Origin of the sequence: Spirulina sp. CCY15215 (assembly GCF_016888125.1) — a bacterium.
In the GTDB taxonomy this organism is placed as follows: domain Bacteria; phylum Cyanobacteriota; class Cyanobacteriia; order Cyanobacteriales; family Spirulinaceae; genus CCY15215.
In genome coordinates this window covers 1-18,111 of sequence record NZ_JACSWA010000336.1, presented here as the reverse complement: position 1 = coordinate 18,111, position 18,111 = coordinate 1, and the positions used below count along the sequence as shown (strand labels likewise).

General features: G+C 42.2%; 15 protein-coding genes. 3 read left to right on the top strand and 12 right to left on the bottom strand.

The window, feature by feature from the left end; genetic code table 11:
• Positions 1–30: 30 nt before the first annotated feature.
• The 5 genes from JUI58_RS06930 to JUI58_RS06910 all read right to left on the bottom strand — a co-directional run bounded on the left by JUI58_RS06930 (position 31) and on the right by JUI58_RS06910 (position 2,612).
• Complete coding sequence (locus tag JUI58_RS06930) at positions 31–333, bottom strand: DUF433 domain-containing protein (RefSeq protein WP_204103031.1); 303 nt, start codon at positions 331–333, stop codon at positions 31–33.
• A gap of 69 nt (positions 334–402) precedes the next feature.
• Positions 403–1,050: a Shedu anti-phage system protein SduA domain-containing protein gene (locus tag JUI58_RS06925; protein WP_204103030.1), complete on the bottom strand. Its 648-nt coding sequence runs from the start codon at positions 1,048–1,050 to the stop codon at positions 403–405.
• Positions 1,051–1,380, bottom strand: a complete 330-nt coding sequence (locus JUI58_RS06920) for a hypothetical protein (RefSeq protein ID WP_204103029.1) — start codon at positions 1,378–1,380, stop codon at positions 1,051–1,053.
• Between the two features lie 181 nt (positions 1,381–1,561).
• Positions 1,562–1,927 carry a hypothetical protein gene (locus JUI58_RS06915; RefSeq protein WP_239121315.1) on the bottom strand — a complete coding sequence of 122 codons (366 nt, stop codon included), beginning with the start codon at positions 1,925–1,927 and terminating at the stop codon, positions 1,562–1,564.
• Between the two features lie 73 nt (positions 1,928–2,000).
• Complete coding sequence (locus JUI58_RS06910; protein WP_204103028.1) at positions 2,001–2,612, bottom strand: Uma2 family endonuclease; 612 nt, start codon at positions 2,610–2,612, stop codon at positions 2,001–2,003.
• A 150-nt stretch (positions 2,613–2,762) separates the two neighbouring features.
• On the opposite strand from JUI58_RS06910, the gene JUI58_RS06905 reads away from it, so the two are divergent.
• Positions 2,763–3,083, top strand: coding sequence for a hypothetical protein (locus JUI58_RS06905; protein ID WP_204103027.1), 321 nt, complete (start codon positions 2,763–2,765; stop codon positions 3,081–3,083).
• A gap of 27 nt (positions 3,084–3,110) precedes the next feature.
• Positions 3,111–3,530 (top strand): hypothetical protein, encoded by a 420-nt coding sequence (locus tag JUI58_RS06900; RefSeq protein ID WP_204103026.1) that lies wholly within the window; start codon positions 3,111–3,113, stop codon positions 3,528–3,530.
• A 120-nt stretch (positions 3,531–3,650) separates the two neighbouring features.
• Here JUI58_RS06900 and JUI58_RS06895 read toward each other — a convergent pair whose 3' ends face one another.
• From JUI58_RS06895 to JUI58_RS06865, 7 genes are read right to left on the bottom strand one after another with little or no spacing between them, the layout of a single operon-like run.
• Positions 3,651–4,796, bottom strand: coding sequence for an FIST N-terminal domain-containing protein (locus tag JUI58_RS06895; protein WP_204103025.1), 1,146 nt, complete (start codon positions 4,794–4,796; stop codon positions 3,651–3,653).
• 38 nt (positions 4,797–4,834) lie between these two features.
• Entirely contained in the window at positions 4,835–6,937 is a 2,103-nt protein-coding gene (locus JUI58_RS06890; protein WP_204103024.1) for an ATP-binding protein, read from the bottom strand.
• 37 nt (positions 6,938–6,974) lie between these two features.
• Positions 6,975–8,570 carry an adenylate/guanylate cyclase domain-containing protein gene (locus JUI58_RS06885; RefSeq protein ID WP_204103023.1) on the bottom strand — a complete coding sequence of 532 codons (1,596 nt, stop codon included), beginning with the start codon at positions 8,568–8,570 and terminating at the stop codon, positions 6,975–6,977.
• Positions 8,518–10,485, bottom strand: coding sequence for a diguanylate cyclase (locus JUI58_RS06880; RefSeq protein ID WP_204103022.1), 1,968 nt, complete (start codon positions 10,483–10,485; stop codon positions 8,518–8,520). Before JUI58_RS06880 ends, JUI58_RS06885 begins: the two co-directional genes overlap by 53 nt.
• Before the next feature lie 51 nt (positions 10,486–10,536).
• Positions 10,537–11,736: a response regulator gene (locus JUI58_RS06875; RefSeq protein ID WP_204103021.1), complete on the bottom strand. Its 1,200-nt coding sequence runs from the start codon at positions 11,734–11,736 to the stop codon at positions 10,537–10,539.
• Positions 11,729–15,949, bottom strand: coding sequence for a PAS domain S-box protein (locus JUI58_RS06870; protein WP_204103020.1), 4,221 nt, complete (start codon positions 15,947–15,949; stop codon positions 11,729–11,731). Before JUI58_RS06870 ends, JUI58_RS06875 begins: the two co-directional genes overlap by 8 nt.
• A 27-nt stretch (positions 15,950–15,976) precedes the next feature.
• A complete protein-coding gene (locus tag JUI58_RS06865; RefSeq protein WP_204103019.1) occupies positions 15,977–16,231 on the bottom strand; it encodes a DUF3146 family protein in 255 nt (84 codons plus the stop codon).
• 69 nt (positions 16,232–16,300) lie between these two features.
• Between JUI58_RS06865 and JUI58_RS06860 the strand changes: the two genes are divergently transcribed.
• Positions 16,301–17,500: an SBBP repeat-containing protein gene (locus tag JUI58_RS06860; protein WP_204103018.1), complete on the top strand. Its 1,200-nt coding sequence runs from the start codon at positions 16,301–16,303 to the stop codon at positions 17,498–17,500.
• Positions 17,501–18,111: the final 611 nt, after the last annotated feature.

The window sequence follows — 18,111 nt, the reverse complement described above, 5'->3', positions numbered from 1 at the left end:
ATCTAAATACAGTTTAATAAAAAATTCCACTCACGAGTTTTTAATCAAAGGATCGACAAGATGTTCGGGGATGCGATTGCGATCGATGTAGGTTTGAATTTCTTCTTGATGGTCGAAATAATAGGAAAGGGCATTAAAAATTTGTGCTAAGTTCAGATGGGGTAAACCTTGCGGAATTGCTTCTGGTGCAACTCCCATGCGCCAAGTTTCAACAATGGCTCTAACAGGTGTTCGCGTCCCTTTAACGATTGGTTCTCCGTTGAGGATTTTGGGATGCTTCACAATGTGGCAATGTTCTGTTTGCTGGATTTGTAATATTGAATCGGTACTCATTATTTCTCTGTAATCCTCTCTTTTATTGTGACATAAAACGGAGATGCGATCGCCATTATTAAGGATAACTCAATCTTCAGATTTGCGATCGCTATTTGCAAAGATTTCATAAATATCTCGACGAACGGCTAAAGTTCGATATAAATCGTCAAAAGTTAGGCAATAAATATGATGAGAATTAACTAATATTTTGCGCTTGCGCCATTCTAAACGATCTTTCTCTTTTTGGGAAAGATCGGCATCTCTCCCAATAATTAATAGTCCCATACTGTAAATCGATCGCCCGCCAAAACGATATTCAAAATCTCTCGTTTCTGATTGAGTATCTAACTTATAAAACCAATCGATAATTTGACTGAATCCCCTTTCAAAACGCGGCGACCATTCTGATAAATTGCGTTTAGTTTTTCGGAAAATACTATTTTCGACGGCATTTTCAAATTCAACGAAGCAATAGGATTGTCTCTTCGAGTCGCCAATGACAAGATCGCAAGCAAAGTCTCCGAATAAGTCATACTCGAAAGCAATGCGATCGGGTTGTAAAATTTCCGGATAGTACGCACCGATCGCAAGAGATAGCTGAACTCTTTTCCTGAAAAAAGGTAAAATCTCATCTTGTTCTGAGAGAAAACGAGAAGAATCAAGTAAGTTTTTGAATTCTTTGAGTTCTTTAAAAAAAAGCGAATAGTTGAATTTCAACTGTAAAAAATCTTTCATTTACTTTACAATATTTTCATCTCGTTTTACAAATAAGTCTAGTCTTTGCTTTAAAAAGATATCAAAAACAACAATATCTTCACCTTCAAAAGTAAAGATAATTCGATAGTCGTTGGGAGCGCTAATCATATAATAGTCTTTATTGTCTGAAGCTGTAGCTTTTTTGATTTTTTTCTCTTTGACAAATGTTTCTGAAAAATCTTTTAAGGATTCAATGACCTCAAACACTCCTGTTTCTCCTTTAGCCTTCAAGGTATCCAACCCCGGAAGCATACTGCTATGGGCTATAACGGTTCTTGTTGCTTTTGCTTTACTGATTTGGGTTGTCATGGCTGTCCCGTGAAATTCTTCTCTCTATTTTAATACAAATGTTGCGATCGCAGAAAAATATTACGAAAAGAGTGTATTTCTAAAGCGATCGCTGTTCTTTGTTGAGTTTTTTGTTAGTAACGTATGAGTTGTGTTGGGTTACGCTATCGCTAACCCAACCTACAAAATCAAGGAAATTTCTCTAATAGATCGAGTATCTTTTCCAGGGAATGCGAGAAGCATTAATTGATGCAAGGAAGTTAACGATATCTTTACGTCCTTGATATGTGAATTTCCCTCGAGAGTTTTGAGATGCCAATATAATTGGTAGCCCTGAAAAGTCAGTGATTATAGACAGCCGTTGTCGCATTTCATTCGCACTATATTGTGTTTGAATCGCAGATGGTTTAACAATCACAACTGCGAATGTAACACCTTGTTCTTTAACAATTGCTCTATCAATTTGCATGAGTGACTCCGTATGTATTTGTTTGTGGTGATAAAATCTGTAGATGACCAGAATAAATGTACCAGTATCTAGTATAGCTAATATTTCTGTAAATGACATATCAATTTCAACTTTTGACCTTGCTCGATTTCACAATTCCCAGAACAATTATGCTTGCCATCTTTATATCAGTCTATCCTAACTGCAATACCTGCACTACTGTTAAAGGTGATGCTTGACCCAATTCCGACAGCAGAGGAGACGCGATCGCCATATCTCCTGAAAACACTGCTTCTTCATAAAGCCCCGCGACCAAAGTTAACACGGTAATCTGTTCTTGTCTGGGGTCAACGATCCAATATTCAGCAATTCCTCTGGCTTGGTACTGCGATCGCTTGTAACGATAATCTCTCTCCGCATTCTTTCGTCCTGGACTCACCACTTCTACAACCAACCGAGGAGGTAACATATCTAACATTATAATAGAGCGAGTTGCACTCTCCATTGCCCGTGCTAACTCTTCCGTCAAAACTAACAAATCTGGGACTCGCACAGTTGTCCGACTTCCACTCACCGCGACTTCCGTTTTCATGGTTAATTGAGAACCGGGAATCCCAAGTTGAGCAAAATACAGCAATAAAAAAATAGCAATCCGTCGATTGATTTCGCTCTCACTCGGCATAAATAACAGTCTCCCATCTTCTAGTTCATATCGAGCATCTGTACCATCATCATAGTTGAGAAAGTCCTCTAAAGACATGATTTTAGAGGCGATTGCTTCTTCTGCGATTGTTGCATTCGTCATGTTTGCTAGTCCTCCCAATTGAGTGATACTTTTGCATCATAGCAAAAATTGTCAGGCGATCGCGCTTCTCCTTTCCTGTTTGATATCATAGGAAAATCTTAAAATCAAATCAAATTTTTTGAATGTGTTTAAGTTTTAGCATCTAAAATCATGTCATCTGGCACAATAAAAACAGCTATTGATGTTCTCAACTTACTTGTTAGTCATATTGATAAAACAACTCTAGAAACTGAATTAATGAACTCTGGTTGGATATTTGCGATCGCAAAAGGAGGAACAAAAAGCGGTACAGGAAAAATTTGGACAAGTCCAGACCGTCAATGCAGCGTTAGAATAATGACGAAACCTGATGCTTCTTCCTATGCTCGCGTTTATAATGGTGCTGGAGGTGGCGCACCGGGAGAACCAGCATTAAATGCCTTGGGTCAACCTGGAAATCGAACAGAAACTCACTTTTTCCTCACGGTATAGCAGTTTTAAATATTCCTGCTTTTAGAAATGATGACATTTGAAGAAATTTGGCAAAAATACGACTTTACCGAATCAGAATTACTCTCAATGGGTTGGCAACTTCCCAATGATTATGTCCTTAATCTTAACTATTATTGGGAACTTAATCCCAAAAATGAAATAGATGAAATAGCCACAGAAGACCAACCTCTCAAACTAATTCTTTCCTCTTGCATTCATCTTGACGTGCAGTTTAACCCAGAGATTAATAATTCTAACTCTATTTCTCCTAACTTAGGAACAATTGTTGGATGGGGACGAATTAACTCCTCTTCTTGGCTGCAAAATCTTTCCTTTTCTCCCGATAATTGGTTGCACCTATTTTTCGATCTTGGGGGAGAGAATAGAATAGAAATTCTGGCGCGATCGCTATCTATCCAACCTTCCCCCATTCTCCTCGCCAGTTAAGAGAATAGCGATCGCAGTATCTCCCGAAAATACAACTTAACTTCTTCATAGAGTCCTGCAACCAAAGTTAATACACTAAAATCTGTTCGTCAGAGGTGGAAATAACCACCCCTAATTTTTCTACTCTTCTCGTAAAGTTGTAATAGTCATGGTTTGATTATGCAGTTCGCAGCGCACTCCTTCTTGAAAAGGGGAGATTTCCCCATAGGAATAAAAACCCGTGAGAATAGTTTTATCTCCCATCACTTCTCGAACTCCTTCTACCTCCTCTTCGATGCGTTGTTTGAGGACTAATTTCCGCCCCACGCAACTAATTAAAATTGCCAGATCCGGTGGTGTTGAACCATTTACCCCATAGCTTTTTTCGGCTGCTTCGATCGCCCCATCCACGAGGCGATCGAAGTTAGCTTTCATCAAACGAACTGTACTTCCTTCGGGAATATCTCCCGCAAAGGTCATGCTTTGTTTTGCTTCATCAACCCCCAAAATTGTACGAACTACGGGCATATCTTTCGATTCAATTCGCAAACTTAAAGGGAACAAAAGACCGCTTGCAGGCAATTCTTTGGCAAATTCCCCTAAATACTGTTTGTAGAGTTCTAAGGCTGATTTACCATCCAATTTATAGAGGATATTCCCTTCAGAACGAGTAACCATTCGTTCGGGACCAAAAGGATCCCATCCCCCCCAAGAACCGTAACCAACTTTTAAATGTTTTCCGTATAATCCTAACGCCACTACTGCATCAGAATGAGGGCGATCGCGCCAAAATACCGATGTTTCTTGAAAGTTTGCTCCATCACCAGATAGTCCCCCAGTAACTGTGACACCTTGAGGGAGATTTTGTGCAATACCCCGAACTAAATTGCTACCATTAATTTTAATGCCTTCAGACAGTAAAAAGACATGAACTAACCCATCTGGATCGAGAGATTGAGCAAGTTTTTCTCCGACGGCAAAACTATTGTTAAAATCGAGAAGATTAACGCAAGTTCCTTTAATTTGAGTGCGTTCAAATTGAATTGCTGTGATAACTAGAGCTTCATCAGAAACTTGCGTATTGTAAATTTCTCCAGCCGTAGAACAGCCCAGTAAATAGGCATTAGGATAAGCTATTTTTATGGTATTGAGGAGTTCTTCTCGGGCGAGGAGAAGGCGATCGCCAAAAATGAGAACCAATTGCACGGTTTCTCCCCATTGAGACGGTTCGAGAGGCTGAGACTCCCATCCTATTTCTTCACTCCAGCGTCGTTGTTCTATTTTCATGGTTTTATCTCCTTATGATTTGTTGTTATGATTTGTTGTTATGATTTATTGACAGTGGGTAAGCGATCGCTCTTTACAGATTCTACAATCTCGATTATCCTTTCAACCTGGAAGTTTTCTGCCCAATTGTTGAAAATTTGTACAATTTGTAATTGAGAATCTTCAATTTCTGTGAGCAATATTTTAATAATTTCGGTATCCGCTTCTAGAGCAGCTTGGTAGAGACTATGCACCCATGCTATCGGTAACTCTTGCAGTTCTTTGATAATTTCCTGCTTCTGTTCCCCGATGAGATCGCGATCGCGAACCTGTCTTGATTCTACATCAGTAGTCAAATTTTCAGTCAAATTTTCGTAGATATAACGCACTCCTGAATACTGTGCTATTTTATCAAAAACAATAGCTTCTTTAAAGGGTTTGCGAACAAAATCATTGCATCCTGCGGCAATAACAATATTGCGATCTTCTTCAAAAGCACTAGCTGTAATGGCAACAATAGGAACAGGTGATAAAGATAACTGAGATATATTTTCCTCCTCTTCTCTCATTCTTTTTTCTCCCTCTTTTTTGCGAATTAACTTTGTTGCTTCATATCCATTCATAACAGGCATTTCCATATCCATCCAAATAAAGTGAGGTTGCCATTCTTCCCAAATTTCTACGCCTTCTTTACCATTTTCAGCAATGCGAACTTCAAAACCAACAGAGATGAGAAGTTTTGAGAGGAGTTGACTATTTTCGGGTCGATCTTCCACCACGAGTAAACGATAACTGGGTTGATCTGGAGCAAGGGCGATCGCCCGTTTGGTTTCGATCGCTTTCGGGATAAATTCTGGGGATGTAAGCTGCACGGGTATATTAATAATAAAGGTCGTTCCTTCGTCAACAATACTGTGAACAGAAATATCTCCCCCCATCAGTTCTACAAATTGTTTGCTAATAGGTAGTCCCAAACCCGTCCCTTCTTCAGTGCTACGATTCATTTTACTTTGTACGAAGGCTTGAAAGAGTTCTTCTATTTCTTCGGGGGGAATACCTCTGCCACTATCGCCAATCTCAAAAGTTAAATTTATTGTTTGTTGTTTGTTATTATCTATTACTTCATTAGTAACAAATAATGGCTCTGTAATTGACGACGAAGGAGACTGTCGAACTCTTAGGGTAACGCCACCTTGTTCTGTGAATTTAATGGCATTACCTAATAAATTAATCAAGACTTGACGCAATTTTCCTTCATCGGTTTTCACCGATCGCGGCAGTTCAGGATCGAGGTTAAATAATAATTTTAATCCCTTCGTTGCTGCTTTCATTTGCAACATGGAGGAAATACTATTGAGAAGTTCGATCAGATCGAATACATTTTCCATTAATACCGTGCGTCCGGCTTCAATTTTGGATAAATCTAAAACATCATTAATTAAAGAAAGTAAATGTTCGCCACTGCGATTGATAATATTAAGATAATCTTTTTGTTCGTTACTTAAAGAAGCATCGCGGGTCATAAGTTGGCTGAAACCGAGAATGGCATTGAGAGGAGTGCGAAGTTCGTGGCTCATTTTTGCCAAAAATCGACTTTTGGCAATATTAGCTGCATCTGCTTGTTGTTTGGCTTCTTTGAGGGCTTCTTCGGCTTGTTTGCGGCTAGTAATGTTGCGGATAATGGCGATCGCCTGGTTGTTTGTCAGACGCAGTAAACGCACTTCATAGTAATATTGTTGCTCTTTAATGCTTAACGAATGTTCGAGGCTAATAATAGGCTGCTTTTTCTGAAGGCGATCGAGGGCTAACTCAAATTTTTGAGCTACTTCTTCCGGGAGAAAATCTTGCAGATATTTGCCAATGGGTTCGATAAGAGGAACGTAAATATCTTCGTTAGTGTGACCTGGTTTATAATCTAAAATTGTGCCGTCGCGATCGAGACGTAAAAAGAGATCGGGAATAGCTGCCCGCATTTGTGTATTCACTTCGAGCAGTTCTTTAGAACTCAATTCCATGCTACGTTCTAGCATAAGACGATCTGCATCGGATTGTTCGTAAGCGTCAGCGATCGCCTTGATAAATTTTTGCAGATGAGGGGGAATTTCCTCAGAATTTTCAATGCCGAGATATCGTTTAAGCTGACGTTTTAACAATCGGTGCATTTTTTCAATAAACAATTATCAATGATTAATCAGAGTATTATTTTTTACCAATTAACCAATAGGTTGTCATTTCTCCTTTACCTTTGATAGATATTCGTCCCCGTTTTTCTAGCATATACTTTTCCTTTAACAATTGCGCGGCTTTTTCTGTTAACTGTATTTTTCCTGGTTCTCCTTGGGACTCCATACGAGAGGCTATATTAACAGTATCACCCCAAAGATCGTAAATAAACTTTTTAATGCCAATTACTCCAGCAACAACAACACCCGTGGCAATGCCAATGCGGAGTTGAAAGATTTTTCCCTGAGAAATTGAAAATGCGGCGATCGCCTCTTGCAGATCTAAAGCCATCTCTGCAATGGCTTCAAGACAATCTTCTCGCGGTATGGGCAAACCACCCGCTACCATATAAGCATCGCCGATAGTCTTGATTTTTTCAACTTGATGCTTTTCCGCTAGGCGATCAAAGCGGGAAAAAATATCATTGAGCAGGATCACTAATTCCAAAGGCTGTAATTGAGTTGATAAGTGAGTAAAATCAACGAGATCGGCAAAAAGAATCGCTGCCTTCGGGTACTGCTCTGCCAAGGTTCCTCGCCCTTCTTTGAGTTGAGTGGCAATGGTTTCCGGGAGAATATTGAGGAGAAGGCGATCGGATTTATTTTTTTCTCGACGCAAAGAATCTTCGGCACTAATGCGATCGCTGACATCGCTTTGCACGCCGACAAAATGAGTGAGAATGCCGCGATTGTCAAAAATCGGAGAGATGGTTAATTCATTCCAAAAAGGTCTACCATTTTTGTGATGGTTGCGAAGAACCACAGTGCAGGATTTTTGGGATTTAATCGCCCGGCGAAGGTCATGGAGAGCGGGTTGTTGGGTTTCTTTTCCTTGCAGAAAGCGACAGTTTGCCCCCAAAACTTCCGCCGCCGAATAGCCGGTGATGCGTTCAAAGGCGGGGTTAACATAAATGAGAGGCATATCGGGGAGGGTGGCATCGGCGATCACAATACCGACGGTACTGGCTTCGATCGCGCGATCGCGTAATTTGACAGCCTCTTGGACAGCGTTGCGGTAATTGTCCGAACCCAGCCAGTGGGTTTCGGTGACATCTCGGGCGATCCCATAACAAACTCCATCGCGAAAGGGGGACCAACGCCACGCCAGCCAGCGATAATTGCCATTTTGACAGCGAAAACGATGCTTGTATTGGCGGGGGACATTTTGGGGATTTTGCTGGCTTTGCTGCTCCAATTCCCAAGTAATTTCGGTATCATCGGGATGAATAAAATCTAGCCAAGCCCGCGATCGCAACTCCTCCAAACTCCAACCTAACACTTGCGTCCAAACCTGATTTAATTGCTGAAAATAACCGTTGCGATCGCGAGTACAGAGTAAATCTGGGCAAAGGTCAAAAAAGGCTTGCAAGTTGTCATTAGGGTTGAAAGCGGCCATTGAGAGTTGAGAGTTGAGAGTTGAGAGTTGAGAGTTGAGAGTTGAGAATTGAGAGTTGAGAGTTGAGAATTGAGAATTGAGAGTTGATAATTGAGAATTGATAGTTGATGACCCATTACCCATTTTACAACTCCACGCGATCGCGTCCGGAAGCCTTGGCTCGATAGAGGGCTGCATCTGCGGTACCGATCAGGTTTTCTAAAGTTTCTTGTTTGTGAGGAAACTGACTGGCTACACCCGAAGAAACAGTAAGATAAGGAAAAGCGGATAAGGGAGAGCGATTGATCCGTAATGCTCGTACTTGTTCTTGAATCTGACAAGCAATTTTAACTGCATCCTCAAGAGAAGTATTGGGCAAAATCACCGCAAATTCTTCTCCCCCATAACGAGCGGCTAAATCTGAGGAGCGTTGGCTGCCAGAGCGAATAGCCAGAGCAACGGCTTTTAAACATTCATCTCCCTTTTGGTGGCCGTAGGTGTCATTGTAGCGCTTGAAAAAGTCAATATCAGCCAAAATCAGCGAGAGGGGAGCGCGATCGCGCTGCATTCGCTGCCATTCTTTGTTGAGAACTTCATCAAACCGCCGTCGGTTGGCCAGTCCTGTCAAACCGTCTACATTAGCGAGATTCTTTAACTCGCGGTTGGCAACTTCGAGTTTAGCTAACAATTCCCCCTGTTGCACGGCGATCGCCACTTGAGTCGCGAGGGAAGAGAGAATTTCTAATTCTCCCTCCTGCCATTCTCGTACAGCCTCGCATTGATGAACGACGATCGCCCCCCAAAGCCCATAAGAACTGGAATCTGGTGGAAGATGACTCTTAAAAATTGGCACGATACATTGAGAGCGAACTTGCCATTGCTGTAAAAAGTCACCTAAAGAAGAAGAAATATTTTCTATATTTTCTATATTTTTTGTTGTCGCGTCGGCGATCGCATGAGGGGGTAAGTTGCTCTTACTTTCCCACTCTGCCGCGATATTCAGAAGCCATCCATCGGCGATCGTTACTCCTTCTAAGGACAGCCAGGGAGTAGAAACCGATTCTACTACAACTCGATAGGTGCGATCGCTTTCTTGACGGCAAATCGCCACCCGATCGGTTTGTAAAAATTGCTGAATTTCCCTGACGGTTTGCTGGAGAATTTCTGCTACATCCAAAGATTGGCGAATGCGCTGGGCTATAGTTCTCAAAAGGCGTTCTCGTTCTGCTTGTACCCAAAGGGCTGCTTCTGCTTGTTGGCGTTCGGTAATATCGACAGATACCCCTAATATCCAACAAGTTTTTCCATCAGGAGAAGCAAAGGCGGTTTTTGTGGTTTGAAACCAGCGCACTGTTTGAGTTTGGCGATCGAAAATTGGTTCTGTGGTAATGGTTGGGGTAACAAGAGCAGTATTGATTTGACGGGATGCTTTTGCTATCTCCCTTTGAGCATCTTGTAAAATTTGTTGGCGATCGCCATTAAAATCCGCTTCACTTTTCCCAACTAAATTCTCCACCGTTGTATCGTACAATTTAGCGAGAGCGCAATTTGCCAGGGTAAATTTTCCCTGCTCATCTTTAACATAGATTAAATTGGGATTGGCATCGATCGCCAAGTGCAAAAATTCCTGTTGTTTTTTTAAAGCCATTTCAACTTTCTCACGTTCTTCTATTTCTTGTTGTAAACAGGTATTTTTTGCCTCTAGTTGTTGTCGTTGTCGAACTAAAATAAGTTGATGTTCAACCCGCGCTAAAACTTCTTCAATATAAAAGGGTTTGCTGATATAATCCGCCCCACCGACTTTAAAGGCTTCAACGCGATCGATCGGTTTGTCTTTGGCACTGAGAAAAATAACTGGAATATCTCGCGTTTCTGGGTCGGCCTTCAGGTGCTGACAAACCTGATAACCGTCCATTTTGGGCATCATAATATCGAGGAGAATTAAATCAGGAGGATCGCAACCAATGGCTTGTAATGCTTGTTTTCCCGTAATGGTTTGCCGAACCTCATGGCCTTGTCCGGTCAGCATTTCAAACAACAAGCGTACATTTTCTGGAATATCGTCAACGATTAAAATATCCCCTTTTTGATTAGATTTGACATGACTTTCCATTTTTATAAGAGAAGAAAGGAAAAAATGTGAGTTTTATTTTCTTTCTTTTCCTCAACGATTAGTTACTCTTTCATTATCCACTTTTTGTTGGGGAATCGTAAAGTAAAATGTTGAACCGAGACAAGGTTGAGAATCCAGCCAAATCCGACCACCGTGGGCTTCTACGATTTTTTGACAAATTGCTAACCCGATCCCTGTTCCAGAATAGTGTTTATCTGGATGCAAGCGGTGAAAAATTTGGAAAATTTCTTCATAGGATTGAGGGTCAATGCCAATACCGTTATCTTGTACCGAAAAACAGATATCTGTAGCTGTTTCTCGGGCGGATATCTTGACTTGAGGAGGACTGCGATCGCAATATTTGAGGGCATTTGCAATCAAATTTTCTAATAGTTCTCTCAATTGAATGGGATTGGCAAAGATAATGGGAAGATGCTCTCTTTCAATAATAGCTTGAGTATTCTCAATTGTACTGCGTAGATTTTCGAGAGTTTCATCGAGAAGGCGATCGCCTTCAATCTGTTCAAACCGCGATCGATCCATCCCTCCTATGTGGGCGCAAAAGAGTAGATCCTCGATCATTTGTTCCATCCGCTCCCCCGCATTACTAATGCGTCGGATAAACCTTTCGGCATCCCCAGGAAATTGGCCTGCATACTTCATTAATAATAAACTGGCATAACCATTAATTGTTGTCAGGGGTTGGCGCAAATCGTGAGAAACTATTGATGTAAATTGCTCCAAATCATCATTAGAGCGTTGCAGTTCTTGATTAACTTGTTTTAATTGCATCTCGGCTTGTTGACGCTCTTTAATTTCTTGTTGCAAGCGAAGATTCTGTGCCAGCAATTGTTTTTTTTGTGTTAAAATGGTGGTTTGATGCTGTACCCGAGCGAGAACTTCTTCAACTCTAAACGGTTTGGTAATATAGTCTGCTCCTCCCAATTTAAACCCCTTAACTTTATCGGAAAGATCATTGAGGGCGCTGAGAAAAATCACGGGAATATGACGAGTTTTCGGTGTATTCTTCAGTTTTTCACAAACCTGATAACCATCCATTTCTGGCATCATAATATCCAAGAGGATCAAATCTGGCGGATCGTGTTGAATGACGTGCAGAGCTTGCCGTCCGCTCAAAACCTGACGAACTTCATAGCCGTACTCCCTCAGCAGCCCCATCAGAAGTGTCACATTGTCGAGGTGATCGTCTACCACTAAAATATCGTTTTTGCGTTTTTTTTGCTTATTCATTGTCCAATTCCACTTTTTGTGTATCATCGAGTTCCATTAATTCGATGATACGCTCAAAATCGAGATTATCGACAAGGGAGAGCAGCGATCGCCTCAAGTCAGACCCATCTTCAGGGAATAATTGTTCAATTCTTTCGCATAATTGTCGCCCTCGAGCGCAGAGGGCAAGTTGGTGAAGTTGCGATCGCTCTTCTCCTGAGAGTTGTTGTAAATCTTTACGGGTTAATTGTATGGGTGTAGCTGACTGAGAAAAAGATGCGATCGGTGTTGTTTGATAACGATAATGTACGCCTAAGTGTTTGGCAATAATCTCGAGCAGATCGCTTTCTGCAAAGGGTTTGACAATCAAATCGTCACATCCTGCCGCTAAAATAGAAGGGCGTTGGGACTCGAAAGCGCTGGCAGTGAGGGCGATAATGGGAACACGAGAGTTGAGAGTCGCAGTTCCTTTTTGTCTTCTCTTTTTCTCTTGTAAGCGAATAGCGCGAGTCGCTTCGTAACCATCCATAACGGGCATTTGCATATCCATCAAAATTAAATGGGGTTGCCATTCCTGCCAAAGGGCGATCGCATCTTGTCCGTTGGTGACTTCCCGCAGTGTAAACCCGATCGCCTCCAACAAGTCTCGCAATAAGCGGCGATTTGTCCAGCGATCTTCGACAATGAGAAGCCGATAAGTTTCCTCAGATTCAAGCCCGATAATGCGGCGATCGCCTAAATTTGATAAGACTTCTTTCTCATCAGCAATAGGGCAAATAATGGAAAAAGCAAAGGTAGAACCTTGCCCGAGGCTACTTTTCACCTCAATCTCTCCCCCCAGCAAGCGGACAAAATGACGGCTAATTGTTAACCCTAAACCCGTTCCTTCTGTTAGTTTTTGACGGGAATTTGTTTGCACAAAAGCATTAAATAAAGTATCGATTTCTTCTGGTGCAATTCCCACTCCCGTATCTTCAATTTCAAAGTGAAGAGTGATTTCTTCCAGACTTTCCCCTCCCGATACTCTAACTCTGAGAATAATATGACCGCGTTCAGTAAATTTAATCGCATTACCGACCAAATTAATGAGAGTTGAGCGCAATTTTTGGCGATCGCTGGCAATAAATTGCGGCAGATCCGCAGTGCGATAGAAAGTTAAAGACAAACCTTTCGATTCTGCTTTCAGATGCAACATAGATTGCAGATTATCGAGGAGTTCAAAAAGATCGAAACCTTCGCGATCGCAAGAAATGCGCCCCGCTTCGATTTTTGATAAATCCAAAATATCATTAATCAAAGAGAGTAAATGTTCTCCAGAACGATTAATAATCTCTAAATACTCTTGCTCTTCGATGTTTAACTGAGAGTTCCTCGTCATAATTTGCGTAAAACCAAGGATAGCATTGAGGGGAGTGCGAAGTTCGTGGCTCATATTGGCTAAAAACTCGCTTTTGGCTTGGTTGGCCGCATCGGCTGCTTCTTTGGCTTCTTGTAATTGCAGTTGAACTTGTTGCTCTTGTGCCAATTTATCCGAGAGTTGGCGATATAATTCGGCTTGTTGAATGGCGATCGCTACTTGTACAGCCAATTGCTCGAGCAAGGTTATCTCCCAAGGCTGCCATTGATGCACGGTTTGACATTGATGAACGATGAGCAAACCCCACAGATCGCTTTGTTGCAGAAGGGGAACCACGAGGGAAGATTTTACACCCAATGTTTGTAAATACTCTCGCAAACAACCCGGCATTGCATCATCATCGACAATAGAGAGAATCTTGCCTTTGCCTTGATAATAGTTTTTATAGCAATTGCGATTAAGAATTTTCTCTTGAATTTCCAAACCGAGGAGGCACTTTTGTCCAGGTTTAACCGATTCGTGGGTAATAATGCCCTTATTGTCGGGATAATAGCGGAAAATGAGAGCGCGATCGCTTTGCAGGAGTTGTCGAACTTCTCGGGTAGTCGTGTTGAGAATATCGTCGAGATGTAAAGATTGTCTAACATGACGAGCAATTCGCTCTAACAGGCGATCGCGTTCCATTTGTTGTTTCAGATTTTCTTCTGCTTTCTTGCGATCGGTAATTTCAATCGCGGCACCAGTCAAACCAATAATGCGCCCAGATCGATAGCGCAAGGGTTCTAAGGTCATATCGTAATAGAGAACTTTATCCTGATAGAACACCGGTGTTTCTACGCGAGTTCCCTTACCGCTTGTAATAACTTCTTGTTTGATTTGCTTGAGGTGTCGTGCCGTTTCGCGATCGAAGACATCTTCATCCCGCTTGCCGATAAAATCTTCAGGTTTGAAGGGATCGAGGAGATTGTAAACCCAAGTGTAACAAAGGTCGGTATCTTGGTGAAAAACGACGATAGGAGAGGTTTGCAGAACAACGCGAAAGCGTTCCCCACTTTCTTGCAATTCGATTTCGGCGAGTTTGCGCTTGACGATTTCTTGTTGTAATTTCCCGATCGCCCCTCCTAAATCTCGAGTTTGCTGTTCGACGGTAATCCCCAATTCTGCATTGGCTTTTTGCAAGGCTTCTTCTGCTTGTTTGCGTTCGCTATTATCGAAGGAAATACCCACAATCCCGATTAATTCTCCTGTTTCGTTATAAATAGGAGAGTCCATAATCATCGCCGGAAATTCCCTCCCGTCTCGTCTCCTCACTCTAAATTCTCCAGACCAGCTTTCTCCTCGATACAAACTATCCATAATTTCTCCGGCCTGTTTTTGAGTCGTATCTGAGGGAGTAACATCCATGATATTGCGTCCCATCACTTCCTCAGATAACCAACCATAAAGGGTTTGCGCCCCTCGATTCCAATAAGTAATTGTCCCAGACATATCCGTAGCAATAATGGCGTGTTCTACCATATCGAGCAAACGAGCTTGAAAATAAAGTGCTGCTTGCGCCTGTTTTCGTTCTTGAATTTCTTGTTGCAGTTGTTGGTTAGCTGAGAGGAGTTCATTAGTGCGTTTTTCTACCAATTCTTCCAGATGTTCGCGATATTCTTTTAACTGAGCTTCGGCTTCCTTGCGATCGCTAATATCGACAGCAACACCAAGAATCTCTTGGGGTTGACCGTCAGCATCCCTCGAGAAAATAATATCGCGACTGTAAAGCCAACACCATTGACCGTTTTTATTGCGAATGCGGTATTCAGTTTTAATCACATCGCCATCTTTCGCCGTCTGAAAATGTTGTAAACGCTGGGGTAACAGTTCCAGATCGTCAGGGTGAAGAATTTGCGAAAAGAAGCGATCGCCAATCTCTTGAATTTCTTCCGTCGAGTAGCCCAATAAGCTGCGATCGCCGTTCAAATAGACATTTTTATCGGCAACGAGGTCGTAAATATAAAGCAAACTGGGGCTAGTATTGGCAACGCGCTCGATAAAATATTGACTTCTTTGTAATTGTTCTTCTGCCCGTTGGCGATCGCTGATATCCCGCAAAATAGTCGTAAAAATCTTTTCTCCATCAATATCTAACATAGAAATGGAGGCTTCGGCGGGAAATTCCTCTCCATTTTTGCGACGACCGATAATTTTACTTCGTTCTCCCATTTTCCTGGCTTTACTGGTACCCTGGGAAAACTGACCAATGTGATGCTGATGTGAGTTTGTAAAGCGATCGGGTAACAGAATACTCAGAGGACAACCTAAGATTTCCTCTTGGGTATAGCCAAAAATTTTCTCTGCACCACAATTAAAGACGGTAATTTTTTGTTGGGTATTGATGGAAATAATGGCATCATCGGCAATGGCTAAAATTCCCGATAATTGCGATCGCGAGGCTTCTAAGTCCATTTCCCCGCCCTTGCGAAAGGTATTTTCAATATGTTGGTATTTAGCTAGTTTTTCGGTGAGGGTTTGATTAGTGCGTTGCAACCAGTGACGTTCCCAGAGCGATCGCAAGGCGCGATCGACAAAAGCGAGGTTCAGTTGCGATCGCAGCCAATAATCAGCAATCCCCGTTTCCCAAGCGCTAATTCCCACTTCTGGGGTATCGATGAGGAAAATAACAGGGCTGGGATGACACCGTTTTACAAGGGCAGAGAGGCTATCTCTAGGGACGGCAAGGATAACGATCGCGAAATTGCGATCGAAAAGACCTGGAGGCGTTTTTTCCCAACTCAACTCGAAATTCGGCAGGCGATCGCAGAGACTGGCAAGTTGTTGATGGTCTGCCACTCTCTCGGAAATGAGCAACACTTTGAGTTTATCTCGTTCCATTCCCGCTCCTATGTTCCTTTTTCTATATTATAATTTCGCTCTGACGGTAAACTGATAATTTCCTCCAGGTTCGAGTTGATAGTCACAGCGTTCAAGAAAACGGTTAAGGGGTTCGAGAATCAAAGCACGTCCCAAAGAAGGATGCACGATTAATTTTCCCTGACGAAAGCGCCATTGAAATTGCCATTCATAGGAAGCAGCTTGGACTTCTCCTTCGATCTGTCCCTGATACCAAGATTGCTGGGTGATACGGACGTAGGCGGTGGTTTCTGGAAAACTCATTTATCAAGGAACGGCGATCGATGAAATAATAAATTATATTCTACGCAAAATTCTAAAGAGAACTAAACGATGAGTAATGTAACTGTGGAATGGACCGAACAACTGGGGACGGCAGGGGAAGATGATGCTTACGATCTTGCGATTGACTCATCGGGTAATATTTACGTTACAGGTTATACATCTGGTGCTTTGGAAGGAGAAAATAAAGGGGGAAATGATGCTTGGATTGCTAAATATACTCCCACAGGTCAGCAGCTTTGGTTGACGCAGTTAGGAACCGTGGGAGAAGATGAATCCAATGGCATTGCGATCGCGCCAGATAATAGTGTTTATCTTTTGGGCTACACCTACAGTCTCAAGGATAATGAAGAGAGCCAAATTGCCCAGACATGGCTGGCAAAATATAGTCCAGAAGGACAGCAAGAATGGCTCAAACCTTTGACGGAAATTCATCCCCAAATTCCCAATAGTATCGGGGTCGATCGCCAAGGTAATATTTATATCACGGGCTATACCGTCCCGGCAGAGGGAGACTGGGAAGCATGGTTAGCCAAGTACGATGAGACAGGAGTGCGGCTGTGGTGGACTCCTTTGGGGAAATATCACGAAGAAGCAGCGACAACTTTGGCGATCGGCGAGGAGGTCAGTCCTCAGACCGGACGAACTTATATTAATGTTTATGTGGCGGGGAATACTTCTATGCCGATGACGGGACAAGGAGAAGTATCTCATACTTGGATCGCCCGCTATAGTGGCGAAGGAATCCAAAAATGGATTGTCCCTTTGGGGAGTGCGGAAAACACCGGATGTAATGATATTGCCATCGATCCTCAAGGAAATATTTATCTGGTGGGCTATACCGAAGGAATAATGGGTGAGAAAAATGCGGGTGGCAAAGATGCTTGGGTAGCAAAGTATAATAGTTCGGGGATTCAGCAATGGGTGAAACAGCTTGGTAGTAGCGATGATGAGGAATCTACAGGGGTGGCGATCGATCTCGAGGGGAATATTTATCTAGCGGGCTTTACTTTTGGGGACATGGAAGGCACAAATGCAGGGGAGTCTGATGCTTGGGTAGCGAAATACTCTCCCGATGGCAGTCAAGATTGGATTAAGCAGATCGGCACTCCTGGGGAGGATGGTTGCAATGCGATCGCTTTGGATGCCCACAATAATATTTATATTACTGGTTATACCGATGGCGCAATGGATGGAGATAATGCCGGACATTACGATGCTTGGCTTGCGAAGTTAGTAGTTGAGAGTTGAGAGTTGAGAGTTGATAGTTGATAGTTGATAGTTGATAGGTATGATAGTTGAGAGTTGATAGGTATGATAGTTGATAGTTGAGAGTTGAGAGTTGAGAGTTGAGAGTTGATAGGTATGATAGTTGAGAGTTGAGAGTTGAGAGTTGAGAGTTGAGAGTTGAGAGTTGAGAGTTGAGAGTTGAGAGTTGAGAGTTGAGAGTTGATAGGTATGATAGTTGATAGGTATGATAGTTGATAGCTTAAGACGGAAGCAGCTAGGGAGCGAGACGCTCCCACTACTGTATTCTCTGGCTATGGTAGTGCGGGCATCTTGCCCGCTAATGCTTAAGTTCTAATATGTTGATAGCTAATGCTTAAGTTCTAATATGTTGATAGCTAATGCTTAAGTTCTATAATGTTGATAGCTAGGGAGCGAGACGCTCTCACTACTGTATTCTCTGGCTATGGTAGTGCGGGCATCTTGCCCGCTAATGCTTAAGTTCTAATATGTTGATAGCTAATGCTTAAGTTCTATAATGTTGATAGCTAATGCTTAAGTTCTAATATGTTGATAGCTAATGCTTAAGTTCTAATATGTTGATAGCTAATGCTTAAGTTCTAATATGTTGATAG